At 70.0% G+C, this 26,125-nt stretch carries 28 protein-coding genes and 1 pseudogene; 20 read left to right on the plus strand and 9 right to left on the minus strand.

Annotated features, from left to right (window positions below; all coding sequences use genetic code 11):
• Window positions 1-6: 6 nt before the first annotated feature.
• The gene (gene pdxH, locus ACQHIV_RS37125) at window positions 7-645 is read left to right on the plus strand and encodes a pyridoxamine 5'-phosphate oxidase (protein ID WP_427889003.1); all 639 of its coding nucleotides are present in this window, start codon (window positions 7-9) and stop codon (window positions 643-645) included.
• Here the strand turns inward: pdxH and ACQHIV_RS37130 are convergent.
• Window positions 597-2,768 (minus strand): MMPL family transporter, encoded by a 2,172-nt coding sequence (locus ACQHIV_RS37130; protein ID WP_427889004.1) that lies wholly within the window; start codon window positions 2,766-2,768, stop codon window positions 597-599. The two genes, pdxH and ACQHIV_RS37130, sit on opposite strands and share 49 nt — an antisense overlap.
• Window positions 2,769-2,881: 113 nt before the next feature.
• Between ACQHIV_RS37130 and ACQHIV_RS37135 the strand changes: the two genes are divergently transcribed.
• Entirely contained in the window at window positions 2,882-3,583 is a 702-nt protein-coding gene (locus ACQHIV_RS37135) for a TetR/AcrR family transcriptional regulator (RefSeq protein WP_427889005.1), read from the plus strand.
• A gap of 211 nt (window positions 3,584-3,794) precedes the next feature.
• Here the strand turns inward: ACQHIV_RS37135 and ACQHIV_RS37140 are convergent, their stop codons facing one another.
• Window positions 3,795-4,538: a hypothetical protein gene (locus tag ACQHIV_RS37140; RefSeq protein WP_427889006.1), complete on the minus strand. Its 744-nt coding sequence runs from the start codon at window positions 4,536-4,538 to the stop codon at window positions 3,795-3,797.
• 199 nt (window positions 4,539-4,737) lie between these two features.
• Between ACQHIV_RS37140 and ACQHIV_RS37145 the strand changes: the two genes are divergently transcribed.
• The 5 genes from ACQHIV_RS37145 to ACQHIV_RS37165 all read left to right on the plus strand — a co-directional run bounded on the left by ACQHIV_RS37145 (window position 4,738) and on the right by ACQHIV_RS37165 (window position 9,259).
• Window positions 4,738-5,355 (plus strand): TetR/AcrR family transcriptional regulator, encoded by a 618-nt coding sequence (locus ACQHIV_RS37145; RefSeq protein ID WP_427889007.1) that lies wholly within the window; start codon window positions 4,738-4,740, stop codon window positions 5,353-5,355.
• Between the two features lie 78 nt (window positions 5,356-5,433).
• Window positions 5,434-6,384, plus strand: a complete 951-nt coding sequence (locus ACQHIV_RS37150) for an ROK family protein (protein WP_427889008.1) — start codon at window positions 5,434-5,436, stop codon at window positions 6,382-6,384.
• Window positions 6,381-7,511 (plus strand): N-acetylglucosamine-6-phosphate deacetylase, encoded by a 1,131-nt coding sequence (gene nagA / locus ACQHIV_RS37155; protein WP_427889009.1) that lies wholly within the window; start codon window positions 6,381-6,383, stop codon window positions 7,509-7,511. Before ACQHIV_RS37150 ends, nagA begins: the two co-directional genes overlap by 4 nt.
• The gene (locus tag ACQHIV_RS37160) at window positions 7,499-8,413 is read left to right on the plus strand and encodes a 1-phosphofructokinase family hexose kinase (RefSeq protein ID WP_427889010.1); all 915 of its coding nucleotides are present in this window, start codon (window positions 7,499-7,501) and stop codon (window positions 8,411-8,413) included. Before nagA ends, ACQHIV_RS37160 begins: the two co-directional genes overlap by 13 nt.
• A 9-nt stretch (window positions 8,414-8,422) precedes the next feature.
• A complete protein-coding gene (locus tag ACQHIV_RS37165; protein WP_427889011.1) occupies window positions 8,423-9,259 on the plus strand; it encodes a class II fructose-bisphosphate aldolase in 837 nt (278 codons plus the stop codon).
• Here the strand turns inward: ACQHIV_RS37165 and ACQHIV_RS37170 are convergent.
• On the minus strand, window positions 9,256-9,540 hold the full coding sequence (locus ACQHIV_RS37170; RefSeq protein WP_427889012.1) for a hypothetical protein: 285 nt from the start codon (window positions 9,538-9,540) through the stop codon (window positions 9,256-9,258). The two genes, ACQHIV_RS37165 and ACQHIV_RS37170, sit on opposite strands and share 4 nt — an antisense overlap.
• Window positions 9,541-9,585: 45 nt before the next feature.
• On the opposite strand from ACQHIV_RS37170, the gene ACQHIV_RS37175 reads away from it, so the two are divergent.
• From ACQHIV_RS37175 to ACQHIV_RS37185, 3 genes are all read left to right on the plus strand, one after another.
• Window positions 9,586-10,131 carry a TetR/AcrR family transcriptional regulator gene (locus ACQHIV_RS37175; protein WP_427889013.1) on the plus strand — a complete coding sequence of 182 codons (546 nt, stop codon included), beginning with the start codon at window positions 9,586-9,588 and terminating at the stop codon, window positions 10,129-10,131.
• Window positions 10,132-10,206: 75 nt separating this feature from the next.
• Window positions 10,207-10,731, plus strand: coding sequence for a hypothetical protein (locus tag ACQHIV_RS37180; protein WP_427889014.1), 525 nt, complete (start codon window positions 10,207-10,209; stop codon window positions 10,729-10,731).
• A 1-nt stretch (window position 10,732) separates the two neighbouring features.
• Window positions 10,733-11,974, plus strand: coding sequence for an APC family permease (locus ACQHIV_RS37185; RefSeq protein ID WP_427889015.1), 1,242 nt, complete (start codon window positions 10,733-10,735; stop codon window positions 11,972-11,974).
• Here the strand turns inward: ACQHIV_RS37185 and ACQHIV_RS37190 are convergent.
• From ACQHIV_RS37190 to ACQHIV_RS37210, 5 genes and pseudogenes are all read right to left on the minus strand, one after another.
• On the minus strand, window positions 11,940-12,995 hold the full coding sequence (locus tag ACQHIV_RS37190) for an ABC transporter permease (RefSeq protein ID WP_427889016.1): 1,056 nt from the start codon (window positions 12,993-12,995) through the stop codon (window positions 11,940-11,942). The two genes, ACQHIV_RS37185 and ACQHIV_RS37190, sit on opposite strands and share 35 nt — an antisense overlap.
• Window positions 12,992-13,867 (minus strand): ABC transporter ATP-binding protein, encoded by an 876-nt coding sequence (locus ACQHIV_RS37195; protein ID WP_427889017.1) that lies wholly within the window; start codon window positions 13,865-13,867, stop codon window positions 12,992-12,994. Before ACQHIV_RS37195 ends, ACQHIV_RS37190 begins: the two co-directional genes overlap by 4 nt.
• On the minus strand, window positions 13,864-14,256 hold the full coding sequence (locus tag ACQHIV_RS37200; protein WP_427889018.1) for a GntR family transcriptional regulator: 393 nt from the start codon (window positions 14,254-14,256) through the stop codon (window positions 13,864-13,866). The genes ACQHIV_RS37195 and ACQHIV_RS37200 overlap by 4 nt, the downstream gene beginning before the upstream one ends.
• A gap of 58 nt (window positions 14,257-14,314) precedes the next feature.
• The gene (locus ACQHIV_RS37205) at window positions 14,315-14,953 is read right to left on the minus strand and encodes a cryptochrome/photolyase family protein (protein WP_427889019.1); all 639 of its coding nucleotides are present in this window, start codon (window positions 14,951-14,953) and stop codon (window positions 14,315-14,317) included.
• Window positions 14,954-15,047: 94 nt separating this feature from the next.
• Window positions 15,048-15,521: pseudogene (locus tag ACQHIV_RS37210) on the minus strand (deoxyribodipyrimidine photo-lyase); the annotation flags it as partial.
• Between ACQHIV_RS37210 and ACQHIV_RS37215 the strand changes: the two are divergent.
• The 10 genes from ACQHIV_RS37215 (at window position 15,408) to ACQHIV_RS37260 (ending at window position 23,039) form a co-directional block, all read left to right on the plus strand.
• The gene (locus ACQHIV_RS37215; protein ID WP_427896640.1) at window positions 15,408-16,121 is read left to right on the plus strand and encodes a metal-dependent transcriptional regulator; all 714 of its coding nucleotides are present in this window, start codon (window positions 15,408-15,410) and stop codon (window positions 16,119-16,121) included. The pseudogene ACQHIV_RS37210 and the gene ACQHIV_RS37215 sit on opposite strands and share 114 nt — an antisense overlap.
• Window positions 16,122-16,192: 71 nt before the next feature.
• Window positions 16,193-16,969 carry a class I SAM-dependent methyltransferase gene (locus tag ACQHIV_RS37220; protein ID WP_427889020.1) on the plus strand — a complete coding sequence of 259 codons (777 nt, stop codon included), beginning with the start codon at window positions 16,193-16,195 and terminating at the stop codon, window positions 16,967-16,969.
• A gap of 28 nt (window positions 16,970-16,997) precedes the next feature.
• Entirely contained in the window at window positions 16,998-18,347 is a 1,350-nt protein-coding gene (gene pabB / locus ACQHIV_RS37225; RefSeq protein ID WP_427889021.1) for an aminodeoxychorismate synthase component I, read from the plus strand.
• Window positions 18,340-19,038, plus strand: a complete 699-nt coding sequence (locus ACQHIV_RS37230; protein WP_427889022.1) for an aminotransferase class IV — start codon at window positions 18,340-18,342, stop codon at window positions 19,036-19,038. The genes pabB and ACQHIV_RS37230 overlap by 8 nt, the downstream gene beginning before the upstream one ends.
• 84 nt (window positions 19,039-19,122) lie before the next feature.
• The gene (locus ACQHIV_RS37235; RefSeq protein ID WP_427889023.1) at window positions 19,123-20,022 is read left to right on the plus strand and encodes an SPFH domain-containing protein; all 900 of its coding nucleotides are present in this window, start codon (window positions 19,123-19,125) and stop codon (window positions 20,020-20,022) included.
• Window positions 20,023-20,031: 9 nt separating this feature from the next.
• Window positions 20,032-20,241 (plus strand): hypothetical protein, encoded by a 210-nt coding sequence (locus ACQHIV_RS37240; RefSeq protein WP_380200945.1) that lies wholly within the window; start codon window positions 20,032-20,034, stop codon window positions 20,239-20,241.
• Entirely contained in the window at window positions 20,234-20,986 is a 753-nt protein-coding gene (locus ACQHIV_RS37245) for a GOLPH3/VPS74 family protein (RefSeq protein WP_427889024.1), read from the plus strand. The genes ACQHIV_RS37240 and ACQHIV_RS37245 overlap by 8 nt, the downstream gene beginning before the upstream one ends.
• A gap of 54 nt (window positions 20,987-21,040) precedes the next feature.
• A complete protein-coding gene (locus ACQHIV_RS37250) occupies window positions 21,041-21,394 on the plus strand; it encodes a GntR family transcriptional regulator (protein ID WP_427889025.1) in 354 nt (117 codons plus the stop codon).
• Window positions 21,394-22,290, plus strand: coding sequence for an ATP-binding cassette domain-containing protein (locus ACQHIV_RS37255; protein ID WP_427889026.1), 897 nt, complete (start codon window positions 21,394-21,396; stop codon window positions 22,288-22,290). The genes ACQHIV_RS37250 and ACQHIV_RS37255 overlap by 1 nt, the downstream gene beginning before the upstream one ends.
• Complete coding sequence (locus ACQHIV_RS37260) at window positions 22,287-23,039, plus strand: hypothetical protein (RefSeq protein ID WP_427889027.1); 753 nt, start codon at window positions 22,287-22,289, stop codon at window positions 23,037-23,039. The genes ACQHIV_RS37255 and ACQHIV_RS37260 overlap by 4 nt, the downstream gene beginning before the upstream one ends.
• Window positions 23,040-23,365: 326 nt before the next feature.
• Here the strand turns inward: ACQHIV_RS37260 and ACQHIV_RS37265 are convergent, their stop codons facing one another.
• On the minus strand, window positions 23,366-26,107 hold the full coding sequence (locus tag ACQHIV_RS37265; protein WP_427889028.1) for a glycogen debranching protein: 2,742 nt from the start codon (window positions 26,105-26,107) through the stop codon (window positions 23,366-23,368).
• Window positions 26,108-26,125 lie beyond the last annotated feature (18 nt).

The raw sequence follows: 26,125 nt of genomic DNA on the forward strand, positions 1-26,125 counted from the left end.
CAAGCCGTGGACCTAGGGGAGATGCGGGAGACGTACGGCCTCGGTGAGCTGCTCGAGAGTCAGGTTGACGCTGACCCCGTCGTGCAGTTCCAGACCTGGCTGGAGCAAGCCCGCCAAGCAGGTCTGGCCGAGCCCAACGCGATGGTGCTGGCAACCGCAGACGACAACGGACGCCCGTCTGCCCGCACGGTGCTGCTTAAGCGCCTGGACGAGCGTGGCTTCGTGTTTTACACCAACCAGCAGTCCCGCAAGGCTGAAGACCTGGCCGCGAACCCGCACTGCGCACTGGTGTTCCCGTGGCACGCCATGGAGCGCCAGGTGCGTGTCGAAGGCACCGTGACCAAGCTCCCCACCGACGAGGTCGACGAGTACTTCGCCAGCCGCCCACGCGGGTCGCAGCTCGGCGCCTGGGCGTCCCAGCAGAGCCAGCCGGTGGAGTCACGCGAGGAGCTTGACCTGCAGTACGCGTCGTACGAACGGCAGTGGCCGGAGGGCACCGAGATCGCGACGCCGTACTTCTGGGGCGGCTACCTGGTCGCCCCGGAGGCGTTCGAGTTCTGGCAGGGCCGCACCGGCCGGCTGCACGACCGGCTCGCCTACCGGCGCACCAACTCCTCCTGGGTGCTGTCGAGGCTCCAGCCCTGAGGCTCTTCGCGGAATCCGTGCCGCGACCACCAGCGCGCCAACGGTGCGGGCGCCCACCAGTTCGCGCGGCCGAGCAGCCGCATGGTCGCGGGGACCAGCAACGCCCGCACGATGGTCGCGTCCAGTGCGATCGCGATGACCAGCCCGACGCCGATCATCTTCACGAACACGATGCCCGACGTGGAGAACGCCGCCACCACGATGATCAGCAGTAGCGCCGCGCTGGTGATGATCCCGCCGGTCCGCTGCAGCCCGAGCGCGACGGCCTGGGTGTTGTCGCCGGTACGGTCGTACTCCTCGCGGATCCGGCTGAGCAGGAACACCTCGTAGTCCATCGACAGCCCGAACAGTACGGCGAACAGCAGCACCGGGTTGGTCGCGTCCAGGAACCCGGCCGGCGTGAACTGCAGGAACCCCGACAGGTGCCCCTCCTGGAAGATCCACACCATCGCCCCGAACGCCGCGGACAGCGACAACACGTTCATCACCAGGGCCTTCGCCGGCAGCACGAAGGAGCCGAAGGCAACGAACAGCAGGATGAACGTGACGATCACGATGAACCCGGCCATGTACGGCGCCCGCTCCTTCAAGACGTGCAGGAGATCGATCACGGCCGCCGTCTCGCCACCCACCTGCACGGAGGTCCCGCTCGGCGCGGGCACCGCGCGTACGCCGTGGACGACGTCCCGCGCCGGCAACTCCTGCCCGGTGTAGTGCGTGTGGACGACGACCGACGCGACGCCGTGCGCGTACCCGCCGACCCGAACATCCTCGACCGCCGGGATCTGCTGCAATCGGGCGATGTACGGCGCCAACGCCGGCCTGGGATCGCCGGGAGGAGACGAGAACCGCACGGCCGCGTAGATGTCCGATCCGCCCGCGCCCGGGAAGTCCCGCTGCAGCGTCTCGGTCACGGTTCGGGAGGTCGCGCCGGCCGGCAGGGACCGGTGGTCGACGCCGCCGAGCTGTGCGCTCAGGAACGGGATGCCCAGCACGAGCAGCACCGGGACGAGGATCACGACGTACCGCACCGGCCGCCGCATCACGCTGTGCGCGAGCCGGTACCAGGCGCCGTGCTCGGCGGACGCCTTGCGGGGCTTGAGGATCCGCAGGCTGTTCACCCGGTGCCCGAGCACCGCGAGCAGTGCCGGGAGTGCGGTCAGGGCCGCGATCATCGCGATCGCGACGGCGGCCGCACCGCCGTACGCCATCGACTTCAGGAACATCACCGGGAACAGCACCAGGCTGCTGATCGCGACACCGACCGTGATCCCGGAGAACGCGACGGTCCGCCCGGCGGTCGCCATCGTCGCGGTCAGCGCGGTCTCGACATCGTTGCCGTGCGCAAGCTCTTCGCGGAACCGGGTGACGATGAACAACGCGTAGTCGATCGCCAGCCCGAGCCCGATCATCGTCACGATGTTGATCGAGAAGATCGACACGTCCGTGACCGCGGACAGCCCGCGGAGCAGCACGAACGCGCCGAGGATCGCGAGCGCGCCGACGAACAGCGGCAGCGACGCGGCGACCAGACCACCGAAGACCAGCACCAGCAGCACCAGCACGACCGGCGTCGAGATCGACTCGGCCTTCACGATGTCGTGCTCGGTCTGCGTGTTCACCTCGTCGAAGACCGCGACCTCGCCGCCGACCTTCGTGTCCAGGCCGCGGGCCTGCGACCGCACCTGGTCGGCAATCTTGTGGAACGTGTCGAGCCGGTTCTCCTGCGTGGAACCGGCCAGCGTGAGTACGGCGTACGTGCTGTGCCGGTCCTTCGACACGAACGCCGGCGACTTGGTGCTCCAGTACGTCGCGACGCCGGTCACCTCGGCCGACGGCAGCGCGGACAGGTGCTGCTCGACCGCCTGCCGGAACGCCGGATCGGCGACCGTCGCGGACGGGCTGCGGTAGAGCACGACCACGTCGGTGCCGGTGCGGCCGACGTTCTGCTCGATGGTCTTGACGGCGTTCGCGGCCTCGGTGTTCGGCGCGTCGAAGCCGCCGTTCGCCAGCGAGCCGAACACGCCGGTGCCCCAGGCGAGCCCGAGCACCACGAAAACCCCGGTCAGGGCGAGCACCAGACGGCGCCGCCGGTAGGTGAAGTGGCCGAGCGTCTCGAACACGAAACTCTCCCGAAGGCGTAGATTGAGCGGAAGGCGTCTGGTGAACAGTGTTAACTGTTAACGGTGTTCACTGTAGGCGTCCGACCCCTGTCGATGTCAAGGAGTGTTTTCGAGTGGTGAGCCGGGACCGGCGGCGCGCGGCGACGCTGGCGGAGATCAAGGCGGCCGCCCGCCGGCTGCTGGTCTCCGGCGGTACGCCGGCGGTCGGCCTGCGCGCGGTCGCCCGCGAACTCGGCCTCACCCCGCCCGCGCTGTACCGGTACTTCCCGAGCCACGAGGCGCTGATCAGTGCGTTGATCGCCGACCTGTACGACGAGCTGACGACCGCGCTGATGAGCCTCCAGGTGGGCGACATCGACCTCGGCAACCGGCTCTACCTGCTCGCGAACGGGCTGCGGGACTGGGCGCTCGCGCATCCGGCGGAGTTCGGGCTGGTGTTCGGGACCGCCGTACCGAATCCGGACGACGACGAGCACGACGTGACGCCCGGGCATCAGGCGGCGATGCGGTTCGGCGGGTTGTTCAAGGAGCTGGTGGCGCAGATCTGGCACCAGAAGCCGTTCCCGCATCCGGCCGACGAGGACCTCGGAACCGTGCTGGTCGAGCAACTGACGGCCGAGTCGGAGCACTTCCACGGGATGCCGGCCGGCGCGATCTACCTGTCGCTGAACTACTGGACCCGGCTGTACGGCCTGATCTGCATGGAGGTCTTCGGCCAGCTGCACTGGGTGCTGCCGGACGCCGCGGCGTACTTCGAGGCGCAGCTCTACGAGATCGGCCAGGCGCTGGGGTTGGACTGCCCGGAACCACAATAGAAAGAAGCCCGCGGGCGCTTCCAAAACGCGACCGGGTGGTCGACGCTCAGGGTCAGGCGGACTGTCCTGACTGCCCGCGGGCCCGGTGGCTGGCATTGTATTGGCCGACCACTTGCCCACTAACTTGTGGTTGGCGGTTAGCCCGCCGCCACCTCACGAGTCCGATAGCAATTCATGCGTTGGACCACCTCCCTTCGCGTGTACTCAGAACTTACTGCCGAGACGTTCGCCCTTCAACCGGATTTCGCCCTCGGATGAAGGCGGCCGGGTCGACCGTGATCCAGGTGTGCTTGGCGCGGGCCAGGACCCGGCCGTCGGCGTCGTACAGGGTGCTGGCGGTGAACGTCTTGCGGCCGTCCTCGCCGAGGTAGCGGCCGAGCGCGACGCATTCCTCGCCGATCTGCGGGCGGGCGTCGATGCAGGCGGTCAGCTGGCCGAGGACGGACGGGCGTCCCTCGAGGTCGATCGTCCACCCGCCCGGGCAGTCCAGGGCCGCCCACAGGAACACCTCGTCGACGAGTCCGTCGGTCCCGAGGTCGGCCGCCGGCTGCCACGTGCACGCCGTCCGGCCGCCGCCGATCGGGCCCGGTCGGAGCTGCAGACCGCGCCGGTTCGCCGGTCCGCAGACGAAGCAGGCCGGGAACGGGTGGTCGTGCAGCCCGCGGTACGACGCCTCGGCCGCGCGGGCCTCGTCCGGCGCCACCGGGTCGATCGTCGCGTCGGCGAGGAACTCGCTCGCGACCGGTTCCGTCTCCGCGACCAGTGCCTCGCCGTCGGTCAGCCGGCCGTCCGACAGGTCGAGATCGGTCTCCAGCGGCGGCGGCATCCGCAGCGTGACCTTCGGCACCCGCGACCCGTCCAGCTGCGCCGCGGTCCCGACCAGACCGGCGACGTACCCGCCGTTCCCCGACCGCTCCGGCCCCTGGAAACGCCGCTCGACCCGCACCAAAGTCATGGCTCGCGAGCCTAACCCAGGTGTGAAGGGAGTGGGTGCCGGGAAGGAAAGGGGTTCGGGGAAATCTGAGGATTTTTCGCAGACAACTGAGCTGAGACCTCCAGTTCAAACGACCGTTTGAACTATGCTGACTGCAGGCTACTGCGCGTGAGCAGGTGGGGTGCCTGCGCGGGTGGTGGCCGGGGGGAAGGAGAACTCTGTGGAAACACCGGTCGAAACGACCAGGGAGAGGTTGCTCAACGTCGCCGAGCAACGGTTCGGCGAGGGGGGCTACGAGGGGACGTCGCTGCGCGCCATCACGGTCGCGGCGGCCGCGAACATCGCGGCGGTGAACTACCACTTCGGGTCCAAGGAAGCGCTGCTGCGCGCGGCCGTGTCCCGGGCGATGGCGCCGGTGAACGCCGAACGGCGGCGCCGGCTGGACCAGTTGGAGACGGCCGGCGAGCCGACGGCCGAGCAGCTCATCCGGGCCTTCGTCGAGCCGGGTCTGGACCTGGTACTGCGGCGCGGCGAGCGCGGCGCGGTGGTGGCCCGGTTCATCGGGCGGATCGCGTTCGACCCGAGCCGGCGGATCCGGGAGTTGTACGCGGCCGAGTCGGACCCGGTCGAGAGCAGATACCTGGCGGCACTGCAACGGGCGCTCCCGCAGGCGACCCCGGACGCGGTCGCCTTCGGCTACCTGAACATGCAGGGCCTGCTGGCGCTGCACCAGTCCCAGGCCCTGTCGCCGGCGCCCGGCGCGGAGCCCTCGGGCAACCTGGCCGAGAGGCTGGTGACGTTCCTGGTGGCCGCCTTCCACCACGGGCTCGGCTCCTAGCGAGTGGTCCGGGGCAGTTTGTCCATGATTTGCTCATGGATGTTCGATTCAGGGAAGAACGCTGCATAATGGCGCTCTGTGGACCCCTGTGAAGTCGTGGTTGCCGTCGACCTCGGTGGAACCCGGATGAAGTGCGGCCTGGTCGCCGCCGACGGTGCGGTGCTGCACCGCGAGACCAGGCCGACGCCCCGGGCCGATGCCCGCGACGGCGGCCGCGCCGTGCTCGACGCGTTGCTGGAGACCGTCGTCGAGCTCGGCCAGAAGGCGACCGCCGAGGGGCACCGGGTGCGCGCGATCGGCGTCGTCGTACCGGGCGTGATCGACGCCGAGCACGGCACCGTCGGCGCCGAGAACCTCGAATGGGTCGGTACGCCGGTCCTCGCCGAGTTGCAGGCGGCCGTGGCCGCGGACGTCCCGATCGTGCTGGCCCACGACGTCCGTGCCGGCGGGTACGCCGAGTTCCGCCAGGGCGCCCTGTCCGGCACCACGAACTCGATGTTCCTCCCGCTCGGCACCGGGATAGCGGCCGCGATGATCGTCGACGGACGGCTGGTCAGCGGCGACGGGTACGCCGGCGAGCTCGGGCACTCGAAGTTCATCCACGGCGACGCCGCCGAGCTGTGCGCCTGCGGTCAGTACGGCTGCCTGGAGACCGTAGCGTCCGCGGCGGCCCTGGCCCGGCGGTACGCCGCCCGCACCGGGCGGACCGTGGACGGCGCCCGCGAGGTGATGGAACTGCTGGCCGCCGGCGACCCCGACGCGGCGCGGGTCTGGCAGGACGCGCTGGCCGCGCTGATCGACGCCTTGGTGCTCTACACGACACTGGTCGCACCGACCCGGATCGCGATCGGCGGCGGTCTGATCGGTGCCGGTGAAACGCTGCTGCAGCCGTTGCGCGAAGGTGTGCACGCGCGGCTGACGTTCCAGCGCGAGCCGGAGATCGTGGCGGCGGTGCTGGGCGAGGAGGCCGGCATGCTCGGCGCCGCGCAGATGGCCTGGGACCGCGCCAACGAGGAGGCAGCAGCATGACGACGTACCGGGTGGGCCGGGTGGTGACTCCGGACGACGTTCTGGAGAACGCCTGGATCCAGGTGGACGGCGAGGACATCCGGTCGTTCGGCCGGCGGTCCGAGGGGATGCCGGCCGACGGCAAGCGGCCCGAGGACCTCGGCGACGTGACGGTCGTCCCGGGGTTCGTGGACATCCACACGCACGGCGGCGGCGGGTCGTCGTACTCGACGACCGACCCGGAGGAGGCGCGCAAGGTCGCGGCCTTCCACGCCGGGCACGGTACGACGACCACGATGGCGAGCCTGGTGACCGCGTCGCTCGACGACCTGGTCGCGCAGACCGCGTGTCTCGCGGAGCTGATGGCGGACGGCGTCGTCGCGGGTGTCCACCTCGAAGGGCCGTTCCTGTCCACCGCGCGCTGCGGTGCGCACGAGCCGTCGCTGCTGCGGCCGCCGCTCAAGGACGACGTCGCGCAGGTGCTGAGCGACGCGGTCAAGATGGTGACGATCGCGCCGGAGCTGGAGAACGGGCTGGACGCGATCCGTCAGGTCGTCGACGCGGGCGCGGTCGCGGCGCTCGGGCACACGGACGCGACGTACGAGCAGATGGTCGCCGGTGCGGACGCCGGGGCGACCGTGGCGACGCACCTGTTCAACGGGATGCGGCCGTTCCACCACCGCGACCCGGGTCCGGTCGGCGCGGCGCTGAACGACGAGCGGCTGCTGCTCGAGGTGATCAACGACGGCATGCACCTGGACCCGCAGGTCGTCCGGGTCGCGCTCGCGGCCGCCGGGGTGAACCGGATCGCGCTGATCACGGACGCGATGATGGCGACCGGCATGCCGAACGGGCGGTACCACATCGGCAGCCTCGAGGTGGACGTCGAGGACGGCCTGGCGACGCTCGCGCACGGCAGCCACTCGATCGCCGGTTCCACGCTGACCATGGACGTCGCGTTCCGGAACGCGGTGAAGTCCGGCGTCTCGCTGGTGGACGCGTCGCGGATGGCGTCGACGACCCCGGCGCAGACCTTCGGCTGGTACGACGTCGGCTCGATCGAGACCGGGAAGCGGGCGGACCTGGTGCTGCTCGACGCCGAGTACGCCGTCCAGAAGGTGATGCGGGCGGGGTCGTGGCTGGACTGATCGGGACCGTCACGCTCAACCTCGCGCTGGACGTGACGTACGAGGTCGACGAACTGCACGTCGGCGGCAGTCACCGGGTGGACCGGATCCGGCGGCGCGCGGGTGGCAAGGGCGTGAACGTCGCCCGGGTCGCCGCGACGCTCGGGCATCAGGCGCTGGTGCTGGGCTTCGTCGGTGGGGTGACGGGGGAGCTGGTCGCGGAGGAGCTGTTCGACGCGGGGCTGACCGCGCTGCTCACCCCGATCGCCGGCGAGACCCGGCGTACCGTTGCCGTGGTCAACGATGTCGACGGGGACGCGACGATCTTCAACGAGGCCGGGCCGGTGGTTTCGCCGGACGAGTGGCGGGCGTTCGGGGACCGGATGCCGTGGGGGCGGCTCGGCGTGCTTGCCTGTTCGGGGAGTCTGCCGCCGGCGATTCCGGCCGATGCCTATGCGGAGCTGGCCGTCCGGGCGCGGCATCACGACGTACTGTCGGTGATCGATGCCGGGGGCTCCGCGTTGACGGCCGCTGCTCAAGTCGGTGCTGTGGTGCGGGCGAATGCCGCTGAACTGCGTGCTGCTGTCGGGGATGTCGGGGTCGAGGAAGGCGCGTCCGATCTGGTCGCGCTGGGTGCCTCGGCCGCGGTGATCACCGACGGGCCGCGGGGAATGGTTGCCGCTAGCAAGAAAGGTGTCTGGCGGGCGTTGCCGGTCGAGACCGTGCGCGGGAACCCCACGGGGGCGGGGGACGCGTGTACGGCGGTGGTCGCGGCCGCTGTTACGGAAGCGCCGGAGCCTGACTGGTCCGTCGTACTCAAGTCCGCTGTTGCCGCGTCCGCCGCGGCCGTGCTGACGCCGGTTGCCGGAGACATCGATCTGGCTGCCTATCGGCGTTGGCAGCCCCAAGTAACTGTGAATTGAGGAGTTCTCATGCCGTTGGTTTCCGGTGCCGAGGTTGTCCTGAGTGCGGCCAAGGCCGGGCGTGGGGTCGGTGCGTTCAACGTGATCCAGTTGGAGCACGCGACCGCGCTGATCGCCGGTGCCGAGCAGGCTGGTGCGCCGGTGATCCTGCAGATCAGTGAGAACGCGGTGAAGTACCACGGTTCGCTCAAGCCGATCGGGGTCGCGACGCTGGCGGCCGCCGCCGATGCGAAGGTGCCGGTCGTCGTACACCTGGACCACGCGATGGACCGCGACCTGGTGACCGAGGCGGTGACGCTCGGGTTCACGTCGGTGATGTACGACGCGTCCAAGCTGGAGTACGCCGACAACGTGGCCGCGACGACCGAGGTGACCGCGTTCTGCCACGATCACGGCGTGTTCGTCGAGGCCGAGATCGGCGAGGTCGGCGGCAAGGACGGCGTCCACGCGCCCGGCGCCCGCACCCGCCCGGAAGAAGCGCTGGCCTTCGCCGAGGCCACCGGCGTGGACGCGCTGGCCGTCGCGGTGGGCTCCTCGCACGCCATGACCGAACGAACCGCCACCCTGGACTTCGAACTCATCACACAGTTGAAGGAAATCGTCCCGGTTCCGCTGGTGCTCCATGGTTCGTCCGGCGTAGCCGATGCCGATCTGACCAGAGCAGTGGAAGCCGGCATGACCAAGGTCAACATCGCCACCCACCTCAACAACGTCTTCACCGGCGTGGTCCGCGAGGTACTGGCGGACAACCCGAAGCTGGTCGACACCCGGAAGTACCTCGGCCCCGCGCGTGACGCGGTAGCTGTCGAGGTCGCGCGGCTGCTCGGCGTACTGAAGGCCGTTTAGAGGGTCGCGGCGCCGCGGATCCAGTGGGTGCGGAGGTCGTCGCGGGCTCGCTGGACCTCCGCGCGGGCGGTCGGATCCGGTACCTCGAAGTCGTCGATCAGCCGGGTCAACGCGTGTTCGAGCGCCGCGACCAGGGCGTCCTCCTCGGTGAGGTCGGCCTCGGCCACCCCGCGCAGCCCGGCGGCGAGCGCGCTCAGCCCGGCGAGCTCGTGGTCGGTGAACTGCATGCGGAGTTCGGTCCTGGTGTCCACACGTACCTCCTCGGCGGTTGGTACAGTCATCGTGCAATGCAACGACCATGTTGCACAAGGGTAAAGGGGCCGCCGGTGGACGAGACGCTGCGTACGGCGACCATTGCCGTACTGTCGGAGCACGGCTGGGGCGGCGTGACGCTGGAGCGGGTGGCCGAGAAGGTCGGCCGGTCCCGGGTCACGCTCTGGCGGCAGGGCCTGACCGTCGAGGCGCTGCTGAACTCGTTACTGGACGCGCTGGCCGAGGACTACCGCGACACCATGTGGCCGGTGCTGGCCGGGTCGGGGACCGGGCGGGAGGGCCTGATCCGCTCGGTCGAGGGACTGTTCGACGTGATCGACCGACATCTCCCGCTGATGTTGTCCTCGGACCTCGTGTTCCACCAGGAGTCGGCGCGGAACGGGCCGGTGTCGTTCCTCGACCCGTTCGAACGCTTCCTGCGCGAGGGCGAGGCGGACGGCACGCTGCATCCGCACGGGCGGATCAGCGACGTGGCCGAGGTCTTCATGGTCTCCGCGGCGCTCACCTACGTGCACATGCGCGGCCGGCACCACTGGTCGCGGTCCCGCTCCCGGCGGTTGACTCTCGATCTGGTGCTCCGCGGCGTCCTCGAGGCATGAAACATGCCTGTTGCATTTTCTGCAACGAGCATGTTTCACTGGCGTTCTCATCACCTTCTCGGGCTGGAGACCGCCATGACTCTTCCGTACGCCGAACCGCTGGTCCGCCGCGAGCCGCAGCCGCGGGTGATCCCCGAACCGCTCCGCGTCGGTGAACCCGGCGGCCCGCACTGCGGGCTGTGCGACTGGCTCGCCGACTTCGAGCACTCCGAGCACCGGCCGCCGCTCTGGTACGACGACAACTGGGTACTGTGCCGCGCCACCGGCGTCACCATCCCCGGGCTGGTCTGGCTCACCAGCCGCACCCACCACGACTCGTTCGCCGACCTCCCCGACGAGGTGGCCCAGAGCTACGGCCCGGTCGTGGCCCGCGTCGAACGCGCCATCCTGGCCCTCGGTGACATCGCCCGGGTCCACGTCTACCGCTGGGGCGACGGCTCCGCTCACTTCCACGTGTGGTTCTACCCGCGCCCGCTGGGCATGCTGGAAGCGCGCCGTGAAATGCTCCCGCTGTGGGCTGAACTGATGCCTGAAGCACCCCAGGAGGCAGTCGCCGATGCCGAAGCCAAGATCGCGGCCGCCATGGCGGAAACAGCCTGAGATGACACCTGCGACTTCCCTGGCCCGGAGGCTGGGCGTGGGGGACGCGGTCCTGATCGGGCTCGGCTCGATGGTTGGGGCCGGGGTGTTCGCCGTCTGGGCACCCGCGGCACGGGCCGCGGGGTCCGGGCTCTTGATCGGGCTGGTGATTGCGGCGGTGGTTGCCTACTGCAACGCCGTGTCGTCGGCACAGCTCGCCGCGGTCTACCCGGTGTCGGGTGGGACGTATGTCTACGGACGCGAGCGCCTCGGCGAATGGTGGGGCTTCGCCGCCGGCTGGTGTTTCGTCATCGGGAAGACCGCCTCGTGCGCGGCGATGGCGCTGACGTTCGCGACGTACGTCGTACCCGGCCACTGGCTCCAACGGGTGGTCGCGTTGGTGGCGGTCGCGGCGTTGGCGGGAGTCAACTACCGGGGTGTCACCAGGACAGCCCGTCTGACCAGGGTGCTTGTTGCCTGCACATTGGTAGTGCTCGCGGTGGTGATGGTGGTGCTGTACTCGAGCCACCCGACCCACCACAGCACGACAAGCACCTCGCCGTACGGCGTGCTGCAGTCGGCCGGGCTGTTGTTCTTCGCGTTCGCCGGCTACGCGCGGATCGCCACCATGGGCGAGGAGGTCCGTGACCCCGCCCGGACCATCCCGCGGGCGATCGGCATCGCGCTGGTGATTGCCATCGGCATCTATCTCGCGGTCGCCTTCGCGCTGCTGCGGACCGGCGACCCCGCATCGACCGCGGCGCCCCTCGCGGCCGCGGTCGACGGGGCCGGTGCGGCCTGGGCGGCACCGGTCGTCCGGATCGGTGCCGCGCTGGCCAGTCTCGGCGCCCTGCTTGCGCTGATCGCCGGCATCGGCCGCACCGCGCTCGCGATGGCCCGCAACGGGGACCTGCCGCGCCGGCTGGCCGCCGTACATCCGCGCTACCAGGTCCCGCACCGTGCCGAGGTCACACTCGCCGTGGTGGTCGGGGTCCTGGTCCTCACGACGGATCTTCGCGGCGTGATCGGCTTCTCGTCGTTCGGTGTCCTGCTGTACTACGCGATCGCGAACGCCTCCGCGTTCACCCAACCACCCGACCAGCGCCGCTGGCCCCGCGCCGTCAACGTGGTCGGACTGACCGGCTGCGTCGTACTCGCCGTCACCCTGCCCTGGACTTCCGCGGTCGTCGCCGCGGCCGTCCTGGCAGCCGGCTTGCTGGTACGCCGGTTCACGACAGGTCGCGCCGGATCCGCCAGAAACTGAACCCGGCGAGCGCCAACGCCAGCACCAGGAAGAACCCGAACTCGAGCCACTGCAGATCCCAGAACCTGTTCGCCGAGAAGTACTTGACGTGCTGGCGATACCCCTCGTCGGCGAGCCGCTGGAAACAGGCGGCGGCCTTGGCCGACACGGTGCCCGCGGTCGAGACGGTGCCGTTCCCCGGCGGCGGCGCCTCCGGTGCGCAGTTGATCGTCCAGTCCGGCAGCGAGCTCACGGTATTGCCGGCCTTGTCGACGGTCCGGTCGTAGAACTTCCAGGCGCCGGCCGACCCGGCCGCCACCTCGATCTGCAAGACCTTGCCGCCCGGGCCGCTCGTCCCGAAGCCGCGGATGTTGTCCTGGGTCACGGTCAGGTACGACTCCGTCGGCGCCAGCAGGTGCGGCCGGATCAGCGACGGCGTCAGCACCTCCACCAGGATGACCACGGTCAGTGTGACGGCGAGGGCGACCACGGTACGGCGTACGACGAGCCCCATCGCGACACCGAAGGCGAACGCGAACGCGACGTACCCGACCGGCACCAGGCCGCGGGCGCCGAACAGCAGCGGGAACATCCGCGGCAGGAACGTGTTGGAGTTCTGCCCCGCGTCGATCGCGTCGTCGATCGGCGCCGACCATTTGGTGACCGCGAAGCTGAGCAGCGCCGCGATGCCTACCGCGGCCAGGCCGGTGAGGCCGAGCTTGGTGGCCAGCCAGCGCCACCGCGAGATGCTCTGGCTCCAGACCAGCCGGTGCGTGCCGGTCTCCAGTTCGCGGGCGATCAGCGGCGCGCCCCAGAACGCGCCGATCACCGGCGGTACGGCGTACAGCAGCACGATCCCGACCTCGTACAGCACGGGGTTCAGCCGCTGGTAGCCGAGGTTCTGGATGAAGGCCGTGGTCCACCTGTGGTAGTCGTCGGCCAGACCAGGACCGGTCGCGGCGAGGACGATCGCGGCCGCGACGATCACTGTCGCGACCACCAGGAACTGAACGCGGAACTGCCGCCAGGTCAGCCAGATCATCGCTGCACCTCCAGAACCGGGCGCTCAGGCTGGACGTCGCGGCCCATGTAGGCCAGTACGAGGTCCTCGAGCGTGAGTTGGGAGACCGTCCAGGCGGGATCGTGGATCGGCCGGTCGGTGCGGATCAGATACGTCGACTGCCGGTCGGTGTGGCTCGCGGTGACGACGTGCTGGTCGCGCGGCAGGTCCTTCTGGTCGCGCCGCGGCCCGGTGATCCGGAAGTGCGTCGCGAGGAGCGTGTCGATCTCGCCGCTGACCTGCACCCGCGAGTCGACCAGCACGATCAGGTAGTCACACGCCCGTTCCACGTCGGAGACGAGATGCGAGGACAGTACGACGCTGAGTTCCTGCTCGGCGACCGCCTCCATCAGGTCCTGCAGGAACTCCCGCCGCGCCAGCGGATCCAGCGCCGCCACCGGCTCGTCGAGAATCAGCAACTCCGGCCGCTTCGCCAGCCCCAACGTGAGCGCGAGCTGCGCCCGCTGCCCACCGGACAACCGCCCCGCCCGCTGCTTCAGATCGAACTGCAGATGCCGGACCCGCTGCTGCGCAAGCGATTCGTCCCACGCCGGATTGAGCCGCGCCCCCAGCCGCAAATGATCCGCGACACTCAACCGCCCGTACGTAGGCGTGTCCTGAGCGACATACCCCACCTTCGCCTGCTGCCGCCCCGCCGGCGCCCCCAGCACCTCGACGGACCCCGCACTGGGCGACAACATGCCCACAGCAAGATTCAGAAACGTACTCTTGCCGGCCCCGTTCGGCCCGACCAGCCCAACCACATGCCCAGCCGGCACCTCGAGCTCACAATCAGCCAGCGCCCACCGCCGGCCGTACTTCTTCCCCAACCCATGAGCTTGCAGAACGGTCATGCTATGTCCTCCTGAGCGGCGGACCGAAAGGTTGTCAGGAACAGGGCCTCGATGCTCTCGTCGTCGAGGCCTGCTTTGCGGGCCTTCGTGAGCCAGCGGCGGAGGTCCTGGCGGAGCGGGCCGTGGGCGGCGAGGGAGTTGTCGGTGAGGGTGCGGGTGACGAAGGTGCCGCGGCCGGGGCGGGCCTGGACCAGGCCTTCGTGCTCCAGTTCGCGGTACGCCTTGAGCACGGTGTTCGGGTTGATCGCCAGCGCCGCGACGACGTCCTTCACCGTCGGCAACTGGTCGCCCTCGCGCAGCAGTCCGAGCCGCAGCGCGTTCCGGACCTGCTGGACGATCTGCTGGTACGGCGAAACCCCGGACCGGCCGTCCAGGTGGAACTCGATCATGCTGGTTACCTCATTCATCTAGGTAACTAGCACTATAGAGCTATGGTCCAACCGATCGTCAAGAGCGGATCGCGTCGTACCGGCGCAGTGCCTCCCGCCTGGCCTCCGCATGATCGGCGATCGGGGCCGGGTAGACGCCGGCGTCGTGCTTCCACGGCTCGTGCGCCTGCTTGCCAGCGAGGTGCCGCAGCTCCGGGATCCACCGCCGGACGTAGTCGCCGTGCGGGTCGAACTTCAGGCCCTGGGCGACGGGGTTGAAGATGCGGAAGTACGGCGCGGCGTCCGCGCCGCAGCCGGCCACCCACTGCCAGTTCAGCGCGTTCGAGGCGAGGTCGCCGTCGGTCAGTGACCGCATGAACCAGCGCGCTCCGTACTTCCAGTGCACATGCAGGTCCTTCACCAGGAACGACGCGACCACCATCCGTACCCGGTTGTGCATGAACCCGGTCGCCGCCAGTTGCCGCATTCCCGCATCCACGAACGGGAACCCGGTACGCCCGGAGCGCCAGGCCTCGTACCCCGCGCCCGGCTCGTCGTACCGCATCTTCTCGAACTCGGGGCGGAGTGGTTTCCACGCGGCACGCGGGTAGCGCGCGAGCAGGTCGGCGCAGAACTCCCGCCAGGCGAGTTCCCGCCGGTATGCCTCGCTCTCCAGGCCGGCGAGCATCGTCCGCGGGTGGATCTCGCCGTACTTCAACGGGATCGACCACTTCGACCCAGGTCACCTCACGCGGCGCGGCAACCGGTTGCCGCCACCCGTGCGCGAGCCACGCCTTGAAGTACGGCGTGAACACCTGGTACGGCCGCCCTTGCCGGTTGCGGATCCGCCCCGGCGCCACGGCGTACGGCGACCCGGTCCGCACCAGCGGGCACTTCAACGCCGCTTCAACTTCTCCATCCCGTTGCTGTCCGTACGGCGCGTAGTCCGCGCAGATGTGCACACTCGACGCCGCGACCTCGTCCGCGACGGCGGGTACGACGACCGCCGGATCGCCCCGCCGTACCACCAATCGGCCGCCCATCGACACCGACAGGCTGTGCAGCGACGCGGCCAGGTGTTCGCGCCGTGGATCACCGGATCGCCCCCACAGCAACGGATCCAGCACGAACGGGCCCTTGCGATTGGGTGAGGCTTGCCTGCATAGGTGAGAATGGTTGTCGTGAGCGACCTGATCGATACCACCGAGATGTACCTGCGGACCGTCTACGAGCTCGAAGAAGAAGGCATCGTGCCGCTGCGGGCGCGGATCGCCGAGCGGTTGCACCAGTCCGGTCCGACGGTCAGTCAGACGGTCGCCCGGATGGAGCGGGACGGTCTGATCAAGGTGGAGGGCGACCGCCACCTGGAGCTCACCGACGTCGGCCGCAAGCAGGCCGTCCGGGTGATGCGCAAGCACCGGCTGGCCGAGCGGCTGCTGGTCGACGTGATCGGGCTCGAGTGGGAGGACGTGCACGCCGAGGCCTGCCGCTGGGAGCACGTGATGAGCGACGCGGTCGAGCTGCGGCTGCTGCAGCTGCTCGGCAACCCGACCGAGTCGCCGTACGGGAACCCGATCCCGGGCCTGGAGGAGCTGCAGACCACCAGCGCGGCGAGCGGGACCGAGGACTTCCGGATCGGCGTCGAGCCGCTCGACCAGGTGCTCGACACCGCCACCGGGGAGAGCGTGCGGGTGCTGGTCCGCCGGATCGCCGAGCCGGTGCAGACCGACGACGGCGCGATGGCGGTGCTGCGGAAGGCCGGGGCGCTGCCCGGTCGCGAGGTGGACTCGACACTGGACGCCGAGGGCGTGCTGGTCGGCAGCCGGGAAGCCGGCGGCGTGATCAGCGACGAGACCGCGGGCCACATCTTCGTCAGCCGGGTCTGACCTCAACTCTCGGTTAACGCACTGCACCCGATGCGGTACGTCGGGTGTTCTGCCGGTAGCGTCGGGCCGCGATGTCTGAGAATCCTGTCGATTGGCCGCAGTACCTGCGGGAGTTCCATACCGCCACCCCCGGGAGCACGGAGGCGTTGCTGTCGCGTGCGGTGGCGGGCGACCACACGCCGTACCGCTGGCTGGTCCGGGCGGTGTCCGGCGAGGCCCGGCGGATCCTCGACCTGGCCTGCGGGAACGGTCCGGTCGCGCGGGAGCTGTACGGGCGCTGGGTGGTCGGCGTCGACAACAACGCCGCCCAGCTCGAGGGCGCGCCGGGCCCGAAGGTGCGGGCGGATGCGGTGCACCTGCCGTTCGCGAACGAGGTCTTCGACGTCGTGACCTGCTCGATGGGGCTGATGGTGCTGCAGCCGCTCCCGGACGTGCTGCACGAGGCGGCCCGGGTGCTGCGGCGCGGCGGCGTACTGGCCGCGATCGTGCCCGCCGTACGGCCGCTTCGGCGCGGGGACATCCGGACGCTGAGCGGGCTGACCACGCGGCTGCGGTCGACGCCGCAGTTCCCGGCCGGCGGCGAGATCACCGAGCTGAAGGACCAGCTGAAGCACGCCGGGTTCGACGTGATGGAGAGTCAGCGCGAGCGGTACGTGTACATGATCCACACCCGCGACGACGCGCTCCGCCTGGTCAACGCCCTCTACCTGCCCGGGACGCCCGACGTACGGCGGGACGCCGCGGCCGACTGGCTCGCCGACCGGGCCGAGTCGAAGGACGGTCTCGAGGTCGCGGTCCCGATCCGCCGGATCACCGCGATGCGGACGAAGCTGGCACTGACTGTCTGAGGTCCGCCGGTGTCGGTACGGTGTGCCTGTGAGTGCGCTGCGCTGGTCGGTCCGGACGCTCGACCGGGCGCTCGACGGTGAGACGGTCTACCGCGAGCTCCTGGCTGCCGAGCCGGTCGCGTACTGGCTCGACGGCAGCCTGACCGACCGGACACCGCGGCACGTGTCGATCCTCGGTACGACGACCGCGGACGTGCTGTCGCGGAACGTTGTCGACGGCGATGTGTTCGTTGAGCTGAACGGGTTGCTTGCGGAGCGTTCTGCCGAGCCGCCGGCCGAGCTTGCGGGCCTGTTCTGCGGCGGTTACGTCGGCTACTTCGGGTACGAGCTGAAGGCGCTCACCGGGGGAGTCGTCGCGCACGAGGCGATGACGCCGGACGCCCTGTGGATCTGGGCGGACCGGTTCGTCGTCATCGACCACGACCGTGACCGGACCCACCTGGTCGCGCTCGACGGCGGTGAGGACTGGCTGGACCGGGCCGAGGAGGCCGCGGCCGACTGGTGGATGGGAGGGGTCGACGCGCCCGCGATCGCCCGGCTCGACCTGGAGTCGCACCTGGAGCAGGACCGTACGACGTACCTGGCCGGCATCGCGCGGGTGCTGGCCGAGCTCGAAGCGGGGGAGACGTACGAGGTCAACCTGACGAACCGGGTCCGGCTGCCCGCGGTACCGGATCCGTTCGAGTTCTTCTGCTGGCAGCGCTCCGCGAACCCGGCGCCGTACGCCGCCTTCCTGCGGTACGGCGATCTCGCGGTGGCGAGCTCCTCGCCCGAACGCTTCCTGACCGTGGACGGCGACGGCTGGGCCGAGTGCCGCCCGATCAAGGGCACCGCGCCGCGCGCCGACGACCCGCTGACCGACCGGCTCGCCGCGAAGGCGCTGGCCGAGGACGACAAGACCCGCGCCGAGAACCTGATGATCGTCGACCTGATCCGCAACGACCTCGGCCGGGTGAGCGTCCCGGGGACCGTGAACGTGCCGCAACTGATGCAGGTCGAGAGCTACCGCACGGTGCACCAGCTGGTGACGACGGTCCGCGGCCGGCTGCGCGACGGCGTCAGCGCGGTGGACGCCGTACGGGCGTGTTTCCCGCCGGGGTCGATGACCGGGGCGCCGAAGATCCGGACCATGCGGATCATCGACGAGCTGGAGTCGAGTGCGCGTGGGGTGTACTCCGGGGCGCTCGGCTACCTGACCGTCGACGGGCGGGCGGACCTGAGCGTGGTGATCCGGACGGCGGTGCTGACACCGGACGCGACCGTGATCGGGGCGGGGGGTGCGATCGTGCTCGACTCGGACCCGGTCGCGGAGTACGACGAAATGGTGCTGAAGGCAACGGCTGCCGTCGGCGGATCTGTTGGGGGCGTCAATGAGTGATCTGTTGGTGGCGGACTCGTTCCTGGTTGCCAATGGCAAGGTTCGGGGGCTGGAGCTGCACCGGGACCGGTTCGTCCGATCCTGCGCGGCGGCCGGCGTCTCGGCCGACCGTTTCTGGGACGAGCAAACCGCACGGCTTCCCAGCTTCGGGCGGTGGTTCCCGCGGTTCGAGCTGCACGCGTCGGGGGAGTTGGCGGTGCAGTTGCGGCCGGCGCCGCCGACCGGCGGGCGGGTGCGGGTCGCCGTGCACGAAGGTCCCGATCCGCGGACCGCGCCGCGGGTGAAGGGGCCGGATCTGGAACTGCTCGGGAAGCTCCGGGAGAGCGCGCCGGACCGCGCCGACGAGATCCTGTTGCTGGATGCCGACGGGACCGTGCTCGAGGCGGCGTACTCCGCCGTCGCCTGGTGGGAGGACGACACCCTCTGCTTCCCGCCGTCCGGCCGCCCGCTCCTCCCGTCGGTGACCGCGGCCCTGCTCCGCCGGATCGCCGCAAACCAGGGCATCGAGGTCTCCGAACACCCGATCACCCCGTCGGCCCTCGCCGACAGCACCGAAGCCTGGCTGCTCAACGCCCTGCACGGCATCCGCCCCATCCACGCCTGGGGTCCGTCCGCCATCGACCCCCTCCCCAACTCGAACTCCACCACCTGGCAGTCCCACCTCGAGTCCCTCGCCACCCGCCTCCCCTGATCCTGCCTGCCCCACCTCTCCGGCCCTGTCTTGCTAAAAGTGATATCACTTTGCTACCTTGAAGCTATTCGAGAGGAGCTTGTGATGACGGATGTGGTGGTGGAGATGCCGGCGCCGAAGGTGACCGAGCGGGCCGGCTGGGAGCGGAACGGGTGGCCGTTCGCCGGGTTGGTGCTGGTGCTGGCGGTGCTCGCCGTGCTGGCGTTCGTGCTCAGCGGCGGCAACGGGTGGATCGTCGGCCTCGGTGTTGCCATCGTCGTGGCCGCGGTGATCATCGCCGCCGGGCTGACCGCGGTGTCACCCGGTCGGGCGCGGGTCCTGCAGCTCCTCGGGCAGTACGCCGGAACCGTCCGGACCACCGGCCTGCGCTGGGTGGTTCCGATCGCGACGCGGCGCGAGGTGTCGACCCGGATCCGCAACCACGAGACCGCGGTCGCCAAGGTCAACGACGCCGACGGCAACCCGATCGAGATCGCCGCCGTGGTGGTCTGGCAGGTCGAGGACACCGCGCAGGCGATGTTCGAGGTGGACGACTTCGTCGAGTTCGTCGCGATCCAGACCGAGACCGCCGTTCGGCACATCGCCAACAGCTACCCGTACGACGTACACCCCGAGGAGGCGGTGCTGTCGCTGCGGGACAGCACCGACGAGATCACCGAGAAGCTGTCGGCGGAGATCGGCGCCCGGGTGCAGGCCGCCGGGGTGCGGGTGATCGAGTCCCGGATCACCCACCTGGCGTACGCGCCGGAGATCGCCCAGGCGATGCTGCGCCGCCAGCAGGCGGGCGCGGTGGTCGCGGCCCGGACCCGGATCGTCGAGGGCGCGGTCGGCATGGTCGAGCTGGCGCTGGACCGGCTCTCCGAGCACCAGGTGGTCGAGCTGGACGAGGAGCGCAAGGCGACCATGGTCAGCAACCTGATGGTGGTGCTGTGCGGCGACCGGGACGCACAACCGGTCGTCAACACCGGCTCGCTCTACCAGTAGCAGATCGCCGTGGCTGTCGAACGGAAGAAGATCCTGCTCCGGCTGGATCCCGCGGTGCACGACGCCCTCGCCCGCTGGGCGAACGACGACCTGCGCAGCACCAACGCCCAGATCGAGTACCTGCTTCGTCGCGCCCTGGCCGAAGCCGGCCGGCTACCGGCCGGTGTGACCAAGCAACGCCGGCCGGGCCGCCCGTCCAAGGAGGAAGACGATGAGTAGAAGGACAATGGCGCCGCCCGAACGGGGCCCGCGTCTTCCCGCCGGCCCGGCCGGCGCCGGCCGGGGTGTGGGAGTCCGGCGGACGCGGGACCCGGTGGTTGCTCTTGGCAACACTCGGCTGCCGGAGTCCTTGGCGGCAAGGCTTTTCATTCTCGCGTACGACCCGGCGCGCGGTCGGCTGACGGCGCGGTCGAAGCTCGGGAAGGTGTTGCGGGCCGCCGTACTGGTGGACCTGCAGCTGAGCGGGAACGTCGACGACGACAGCGGGCGGGCCCGGGTGACGACGGGTCGGGCGCCGGCGGATCCGGTGGCGCTCGGGGTGCTCGAGGAGCTTCGGGCCGTCGGGCCACGACGGTGGCGGCACTGGATCGATCGCCGGGGCGGTGCGACCGTACGGCAGGTCCGCGACGAGCTCGCCCGCGCGCATCTGATCAAGGTGGAGCCGCATCGCGTGCTCGGCATCATCCCGGCGGACCGGATTACGCTCCGGCATCCACTGGTACGGCGCGACGTACTGCGGACCGCGCAGGACACGCTGCGGCCGTCGCGGCTGGTGTCGCGGGTGGACCTACGCGACGCGTCGATCGTCGTACTGGCGGCGACCGCCGACCTGCGGACGGTGGTGACGAAGGATCAGCGCACGCGGCACAAGGACCGGCTGGCGCAGCTCGCCGTCCGGGTGGGTCCCGTCGTACCGGCGTTGAAGAAGTCGCTGCAGCAGTCGCAGTACTCCGCGGCCGGCTGACCCCGGCGCGGTGCTACGGTCCATCACTCAACCGAAGAACCAAAGGGGGGTCGGGTGTTCGACGACCGGAGCCCGATCTATCTGCAGATCGCGGAGCAGATCAAGAACGACATCGTCAGCGGGGTGCTGGCCGAGGACGAGCAGGTGATGTCGACCAACCAGTACGCGGCCTTCTACCGGATCAACCCGGCGACCGCGGCGAAGGGGTTCGCGCAGCTGGTCGACGACGGGATCCTCTACAAGAAGCGCGGGATCGGGATGTTCGTCGCACCGAACGCCCGCGACCTGCTCCGGACCGGCCGGCGGGACTCGTTCTTCGCCGAGGTGGTCGACCCGATGATCCAGGAGGCGAAGGCGATCGGGATCCCGTTGACCGACATCGTCCAGCACATCGGGGGTGCGAGCTGATGACCACCGCGTTGACTGTGCGCACCGAGGAGTTGTCGGTCAGGTTCTCCGGGGTGCCCGCGCTGGATCGGCTCGACCTGCGGCTGGCGCCCGGCAAGATCCACGGGCTCCTCGGCCGGAACGGCTCCGGCAAGAGCACGCTGGCCGCCACGCTCGCCGGGTTCCGCCGGCCGGACGCCGGGCGGGTGCTGATCGAGGGCGGCGACCTCGGCCCGGCCCAGCAGCCGTACGAGAACGCCGTCGTCACCAGCCGGGTGTGCCTGATCCGCGAGTCCGGCGACGTACCGGACGCCGTACCGGTGAAGCACGCGGTCCGGCTGGCCGCGGCGCTGCGCCCGTACTGGGACGCCGACCTGGCCGCCGACCTGCTGGACCGCTTCGAGATCCCGCAGAACAAGAAGATCCAGAAGCTCTCCCGCGGTCAGAAGTCCGCGCTCGGCGTCGTGCTCGGTCTCGCCAGCCGCGCGCCGGTGACGATCTTCGACGAGAGCTACCTCGGGATGGACGTCCCGTCCCGGAACCTGTTCTACGACATGCTGCTCGCCGACTACGCCGAGGTGCCGCGCACGATCGTGCTCTCGACCCATCTGGTCAGCGAGGTGAGCACGATGCTGGAGGAGGTCGTGATCCTCGACAAGGGCCGGCTCGTCACCCAGTCGCCGGTGGACGCGCTCCGCGGCCGCGGCGCCTCGATCGTCGGCCCGGCCGCGGCGGTCGACGAGTTCACCGCCGGGTTCACGGTGCTCGCGGAGGAGCGGCTGGGCGGTACGAAGTCCACCACCGTGCTCGGCGACCTCGACCCGGCGCTCCTCGCCCAGGCAGCCGCGGCCGGCCTGGAAGTCGGCCCGGTCGGGCTGCAGGACCTGTTCGTCCACCTCACGGGAGCCCAGTCATGAGTACGGCGGTACTGCCGCGGGCCGCCACCGACAGCCACCGGCTGCGGCAGTCCGTACTGTCGATGGTGATCGGGCTCCGGCCGATGCTGACCGGCTACTGGGCCGTGATGGTGTTCGCGCTGTTCTTCGTCGGGCTGCTGATCCAGCTGCTGTCCGGCGGCGTCACCGCGAGTGCCTGGGACTACGGGACGCAGTCGCCGAAGTACTTCTCGATGGCGATCGGCATCACGATCACCCCGGCGTACTTCTCGCTGCTGGTCTCGCAGGGCATCACCCGGCGGATGTTTTCGGTTGCTGCCGGCATCTACCTGACCGGCGCAGCGGTCGCGACCTCGGTGCTCTGGGTCCTGGTCTACCAGCTGGAACGCGGGCTGTACGCGTGGCAGGGCTGGCCGGACAAGCTGACCAACGCGCACCTGTTCGACCACCCGTCGCAGGTGGGGCTGATCTTCGCGGAGTACTTCCTGATGATCCTGGCCCACGAGGCGACCGGCTGGCTGCTCGGGATCACGTTCGTCCGGCTCGGGGTCTGGCGCGGGATCCTGATGCTCCCGCTGGCGCTGCTCCCGGCCGTGGCGGCTGAGCTGCTCCTGGTCGCCCAGTGGCTCGCGGGCATCCTGAACAACGTCGGCTACCACCGCCCGCCGCTCGTGGTCGCCGTACCGTCGGTGCTCGTCGTCAGCGCCCTCGGGCTGTACGCCGGGTACCGGCTCCTGGAGCCGATGGCGGTCAAACCCCCTAAGGGCTAAGACACGTTATGCACAGGGGGTGTGCATAACTCGGGCTGTTCCTGTGGATGATTGCGCGATCACTGTGGACGACCGAATCTGTCCTCCGGAAAGGCTTGTGCCGACCTCGCCGACGGGCGTAGAAATGTCGATACGTTGCTTCGGATCGGGGCAGCGGGTCGAACGGAAACCGAGGGCCCTCGCGGTGGGGATCCCCACCGAGGTAGACCGGTGACGGGGTCTGCCGGCCTCCACGGACCCGGATCGGGAAGCTGGAGACGTCACTTTCCTTCAGCTGTGCGGGCCCCTCCGACTCATACGCGGAGGGGCCCCACCTTTGTCCTTGACTACTGCAGCGTGATCACCAGGGTCGTGTGCGCACCGTGTGCCGGCACGTGGACCTCGGTTCCGCGACTGGTCGAGACGAGCTGGTACGCCGCCGGGTGACCGTTCACCATCACGCTCCGGACCTTCGCCCCGGACGGAAGCACCGCACCCGCGGTCAGCGCCGCGCCGACACCCTTCGCGGTGACGTCGGTCGTCAACGCCTTGCCGGCAAGGCTCGCGGACACGTCCACGGACCCACTGCCGACCCGGATGTTGCTCCCGGCCACCTTCGGCTGTCCCTGCGGGAGCTGCGGTACGACGGAGATCCGCCCGTGGCCGAGATCCGGGTCGACGCCGAGCTGCTGGTGCACGACCGGCCACAGGATGCCGTACGTACCCCACGCCTGCAGCGCCATCGAACGGTCGTAGAAGGCCCGGCCGATGTTCGCGGGGGAGTCGGGCGACGGCGCGATCTCGGGCATCGCACCCGGCGTCTCCCACACCTTCGGGTCGAGCTGGATCCGCGCGTTGCCGGTGGTGTACACCTGCTGCTGCTTCGTGCCCAGGCGTCCGAAGTTGCCCTCGGCAACCGCCATGATCGAGGTGTTCAGGCCGAAGATGCTGCGCTCGCTCGGCACCTGCGACACGATGCCGTCACAGGACGCGCCCGGGTTGCCCTTCGGGTCCGAGGTCGGGCCGGTGCCGGTGTGGAACAGGCCGAACTCCCCGGTGTAGCAGGGCGTCTCGCGCTGGTCGAGGGCGACGTTCGCGTGCTCGGTCGAGGCCAGCGGCGACGTACCGCCCGGGCGGGTCAGCTCCGCCTCCATCGGGGTCACGCCGATCCAGTGCCGCTGGAAGATCGGGGTGTTGTCGTTCGCCGGGTTGGCCGGGTCGTCGATCGAGTCGGCGTACCCCATCGCCTTCGGCACCCACCACTGCGCCTCGAAACGGGACTCCAGGTCGTTCGCCTTCGCGGTCGCCCACTGCTCGGTCTTCGTGTCGTGCTTGGACGCGGCGAGGTCGGCCAGGTCGCGCAGCCCGCGGGCGAGGTACACGGTGCTGTCGAGCTTCTCCACGCCCATACCTGCGCGTTCGACGTTGGCGAGACCCTCGGGCCAGCCGTCGCCGTCCTTGTCGAGGTTCTTGTAGACGTACTGCAGGTTCCGGACGGAGAAGTCGTACATCTCGTCGCGGAACTTGTTGTCGCCCGTCCACCGCCACAGCAGCGCGACCGTACTCGGGAACTTCACCGTCTCATCGGTGTTGCCCGCGCTCTGGTTCGAGCCGAAGTACACGTCACCGGTCGGCGTCACCTCGTGCGCGACCTTGCCGCTGCGGTTGTTCAGGATGTCGCTGACGTCGCGGAGCGCTTCGAGATGCTCCTTGACGGTGTCGAACTGACCGGCCGCCACGGCAGCGAACGCGGTGTACTCACCGTCGGTCGCGAACAGCCACGGGTAGTCCGGGAAGCCGGCGCCGAACCATCTCGCGGTCGGCACCGTTCCGAGCGACGCCGGGTAGTCCTTGCCCTCGTTGACGTCGCGGATCTGCAGGTTGTCCGCCTGCTGCACCGAGTCGGCGAGGTTCTGCTTGCTCCACTCGACGCTCTGCTGCAGCAGCCGGTCACCAGGCAGGTCCACTGCGGACTGTGCGTCGATCTGTGCCCGGGCCGCGGTCTTTGCCCGCAGCAACATGTCCGGGTTGCTCAGCGCCTTGCGGTACTCGCCCTCGGCGGCCTTGCTGCCCTGGTCCGACCCGGCCACGGCGAACCAGATCGTCTTCTGCTCGCCGGCCTTCAGCGGTACGTCGTACGTGAGGCCGCCGCCGGTGCCCTTGCCGACGAGCGAGTCGTCGCAACGCGCGGGCGTCGTACCGTCCTTCGGGCAGATCACCGCCGGGCTCTGCGGGCCGCGGTGGTCCGCGCCGAGGGTGTGGTCCGCCGGACGCAGGGACGATCCGACGAACGCGGCGAAGTCGTGCGGCTTCGCGTTCGGGTACGACGGGGTGCCCTGCTCACGGAACCGGAGCGCGCCGTCGACGAAGTCGCCGGTGTCCGGGAGGTTCGCGGCGTCGGCGGTCGGGGCGGTCCAGTCCCACGGGTACGGTTGCATCAGCTCGGAGTGCGCGTCGACGTTCAGTTTGACCGTCTTCGCCGTACTCGAGGTCAGCGTCAGGCCGACCAGCGTGGCGCGGATGCCGTCCGGGACGAAGTCGGTACGGCGGACGTTCACGGCGCCGGAGTAGTCGATCCGGCTGTAGCCGTGGCCGCTGGTGTACTTCGCGGCCGGCACCTGCTTGCCGAGCCAGTTCCCGTCGAGGCCGAACCAGATGCCGTCCAGGAGCTTGATCGGCTGCGTCCAGAAGCCGCCCATCTCACCACGGACGTGCCAGCCCGCGGCGGGGTAGAGGCCGGACTCGTCGCCCATCGCGTACGCGCGGTCGCCGACCACCAGCGAACGGCGGTCCGCGAGCCGGGTGGTCTCCGACAGCTCGGACGAGCCCGTCGCCGCCTGGGCGGCGCTCGCGCCGGCCGCGCCTTCCGCGGCCGCGCCTTCCGCGGCGGCGGTGTTGCTGGACGGGCCCGCGAGTGCGGAAGCGGAGCCTGCGAGGATGGTTGCGGTGGCGAGCAGCGCGACGCCGACGGCGCGCCGGACCGGCCCACGGCGGACCGACCCGCGCTGGACCGGCCCGCGCAGGGCTCGCCCGCGCTGGAGCGGCGGCGAGCTCGCTCGGCTACTTCGGTTGGTGGGATCGGGAGTCATGGCGGTTCCTCCTTCTCG

Origin of the sequence: Kribbella polygonati, assembly GCF_050320105.1 — a bacterium.
Lineage (GTDB): Bacteria > Actinomycetota > Actinomycetes > Propionibacteriales > Kribbellaceae > Kribbella.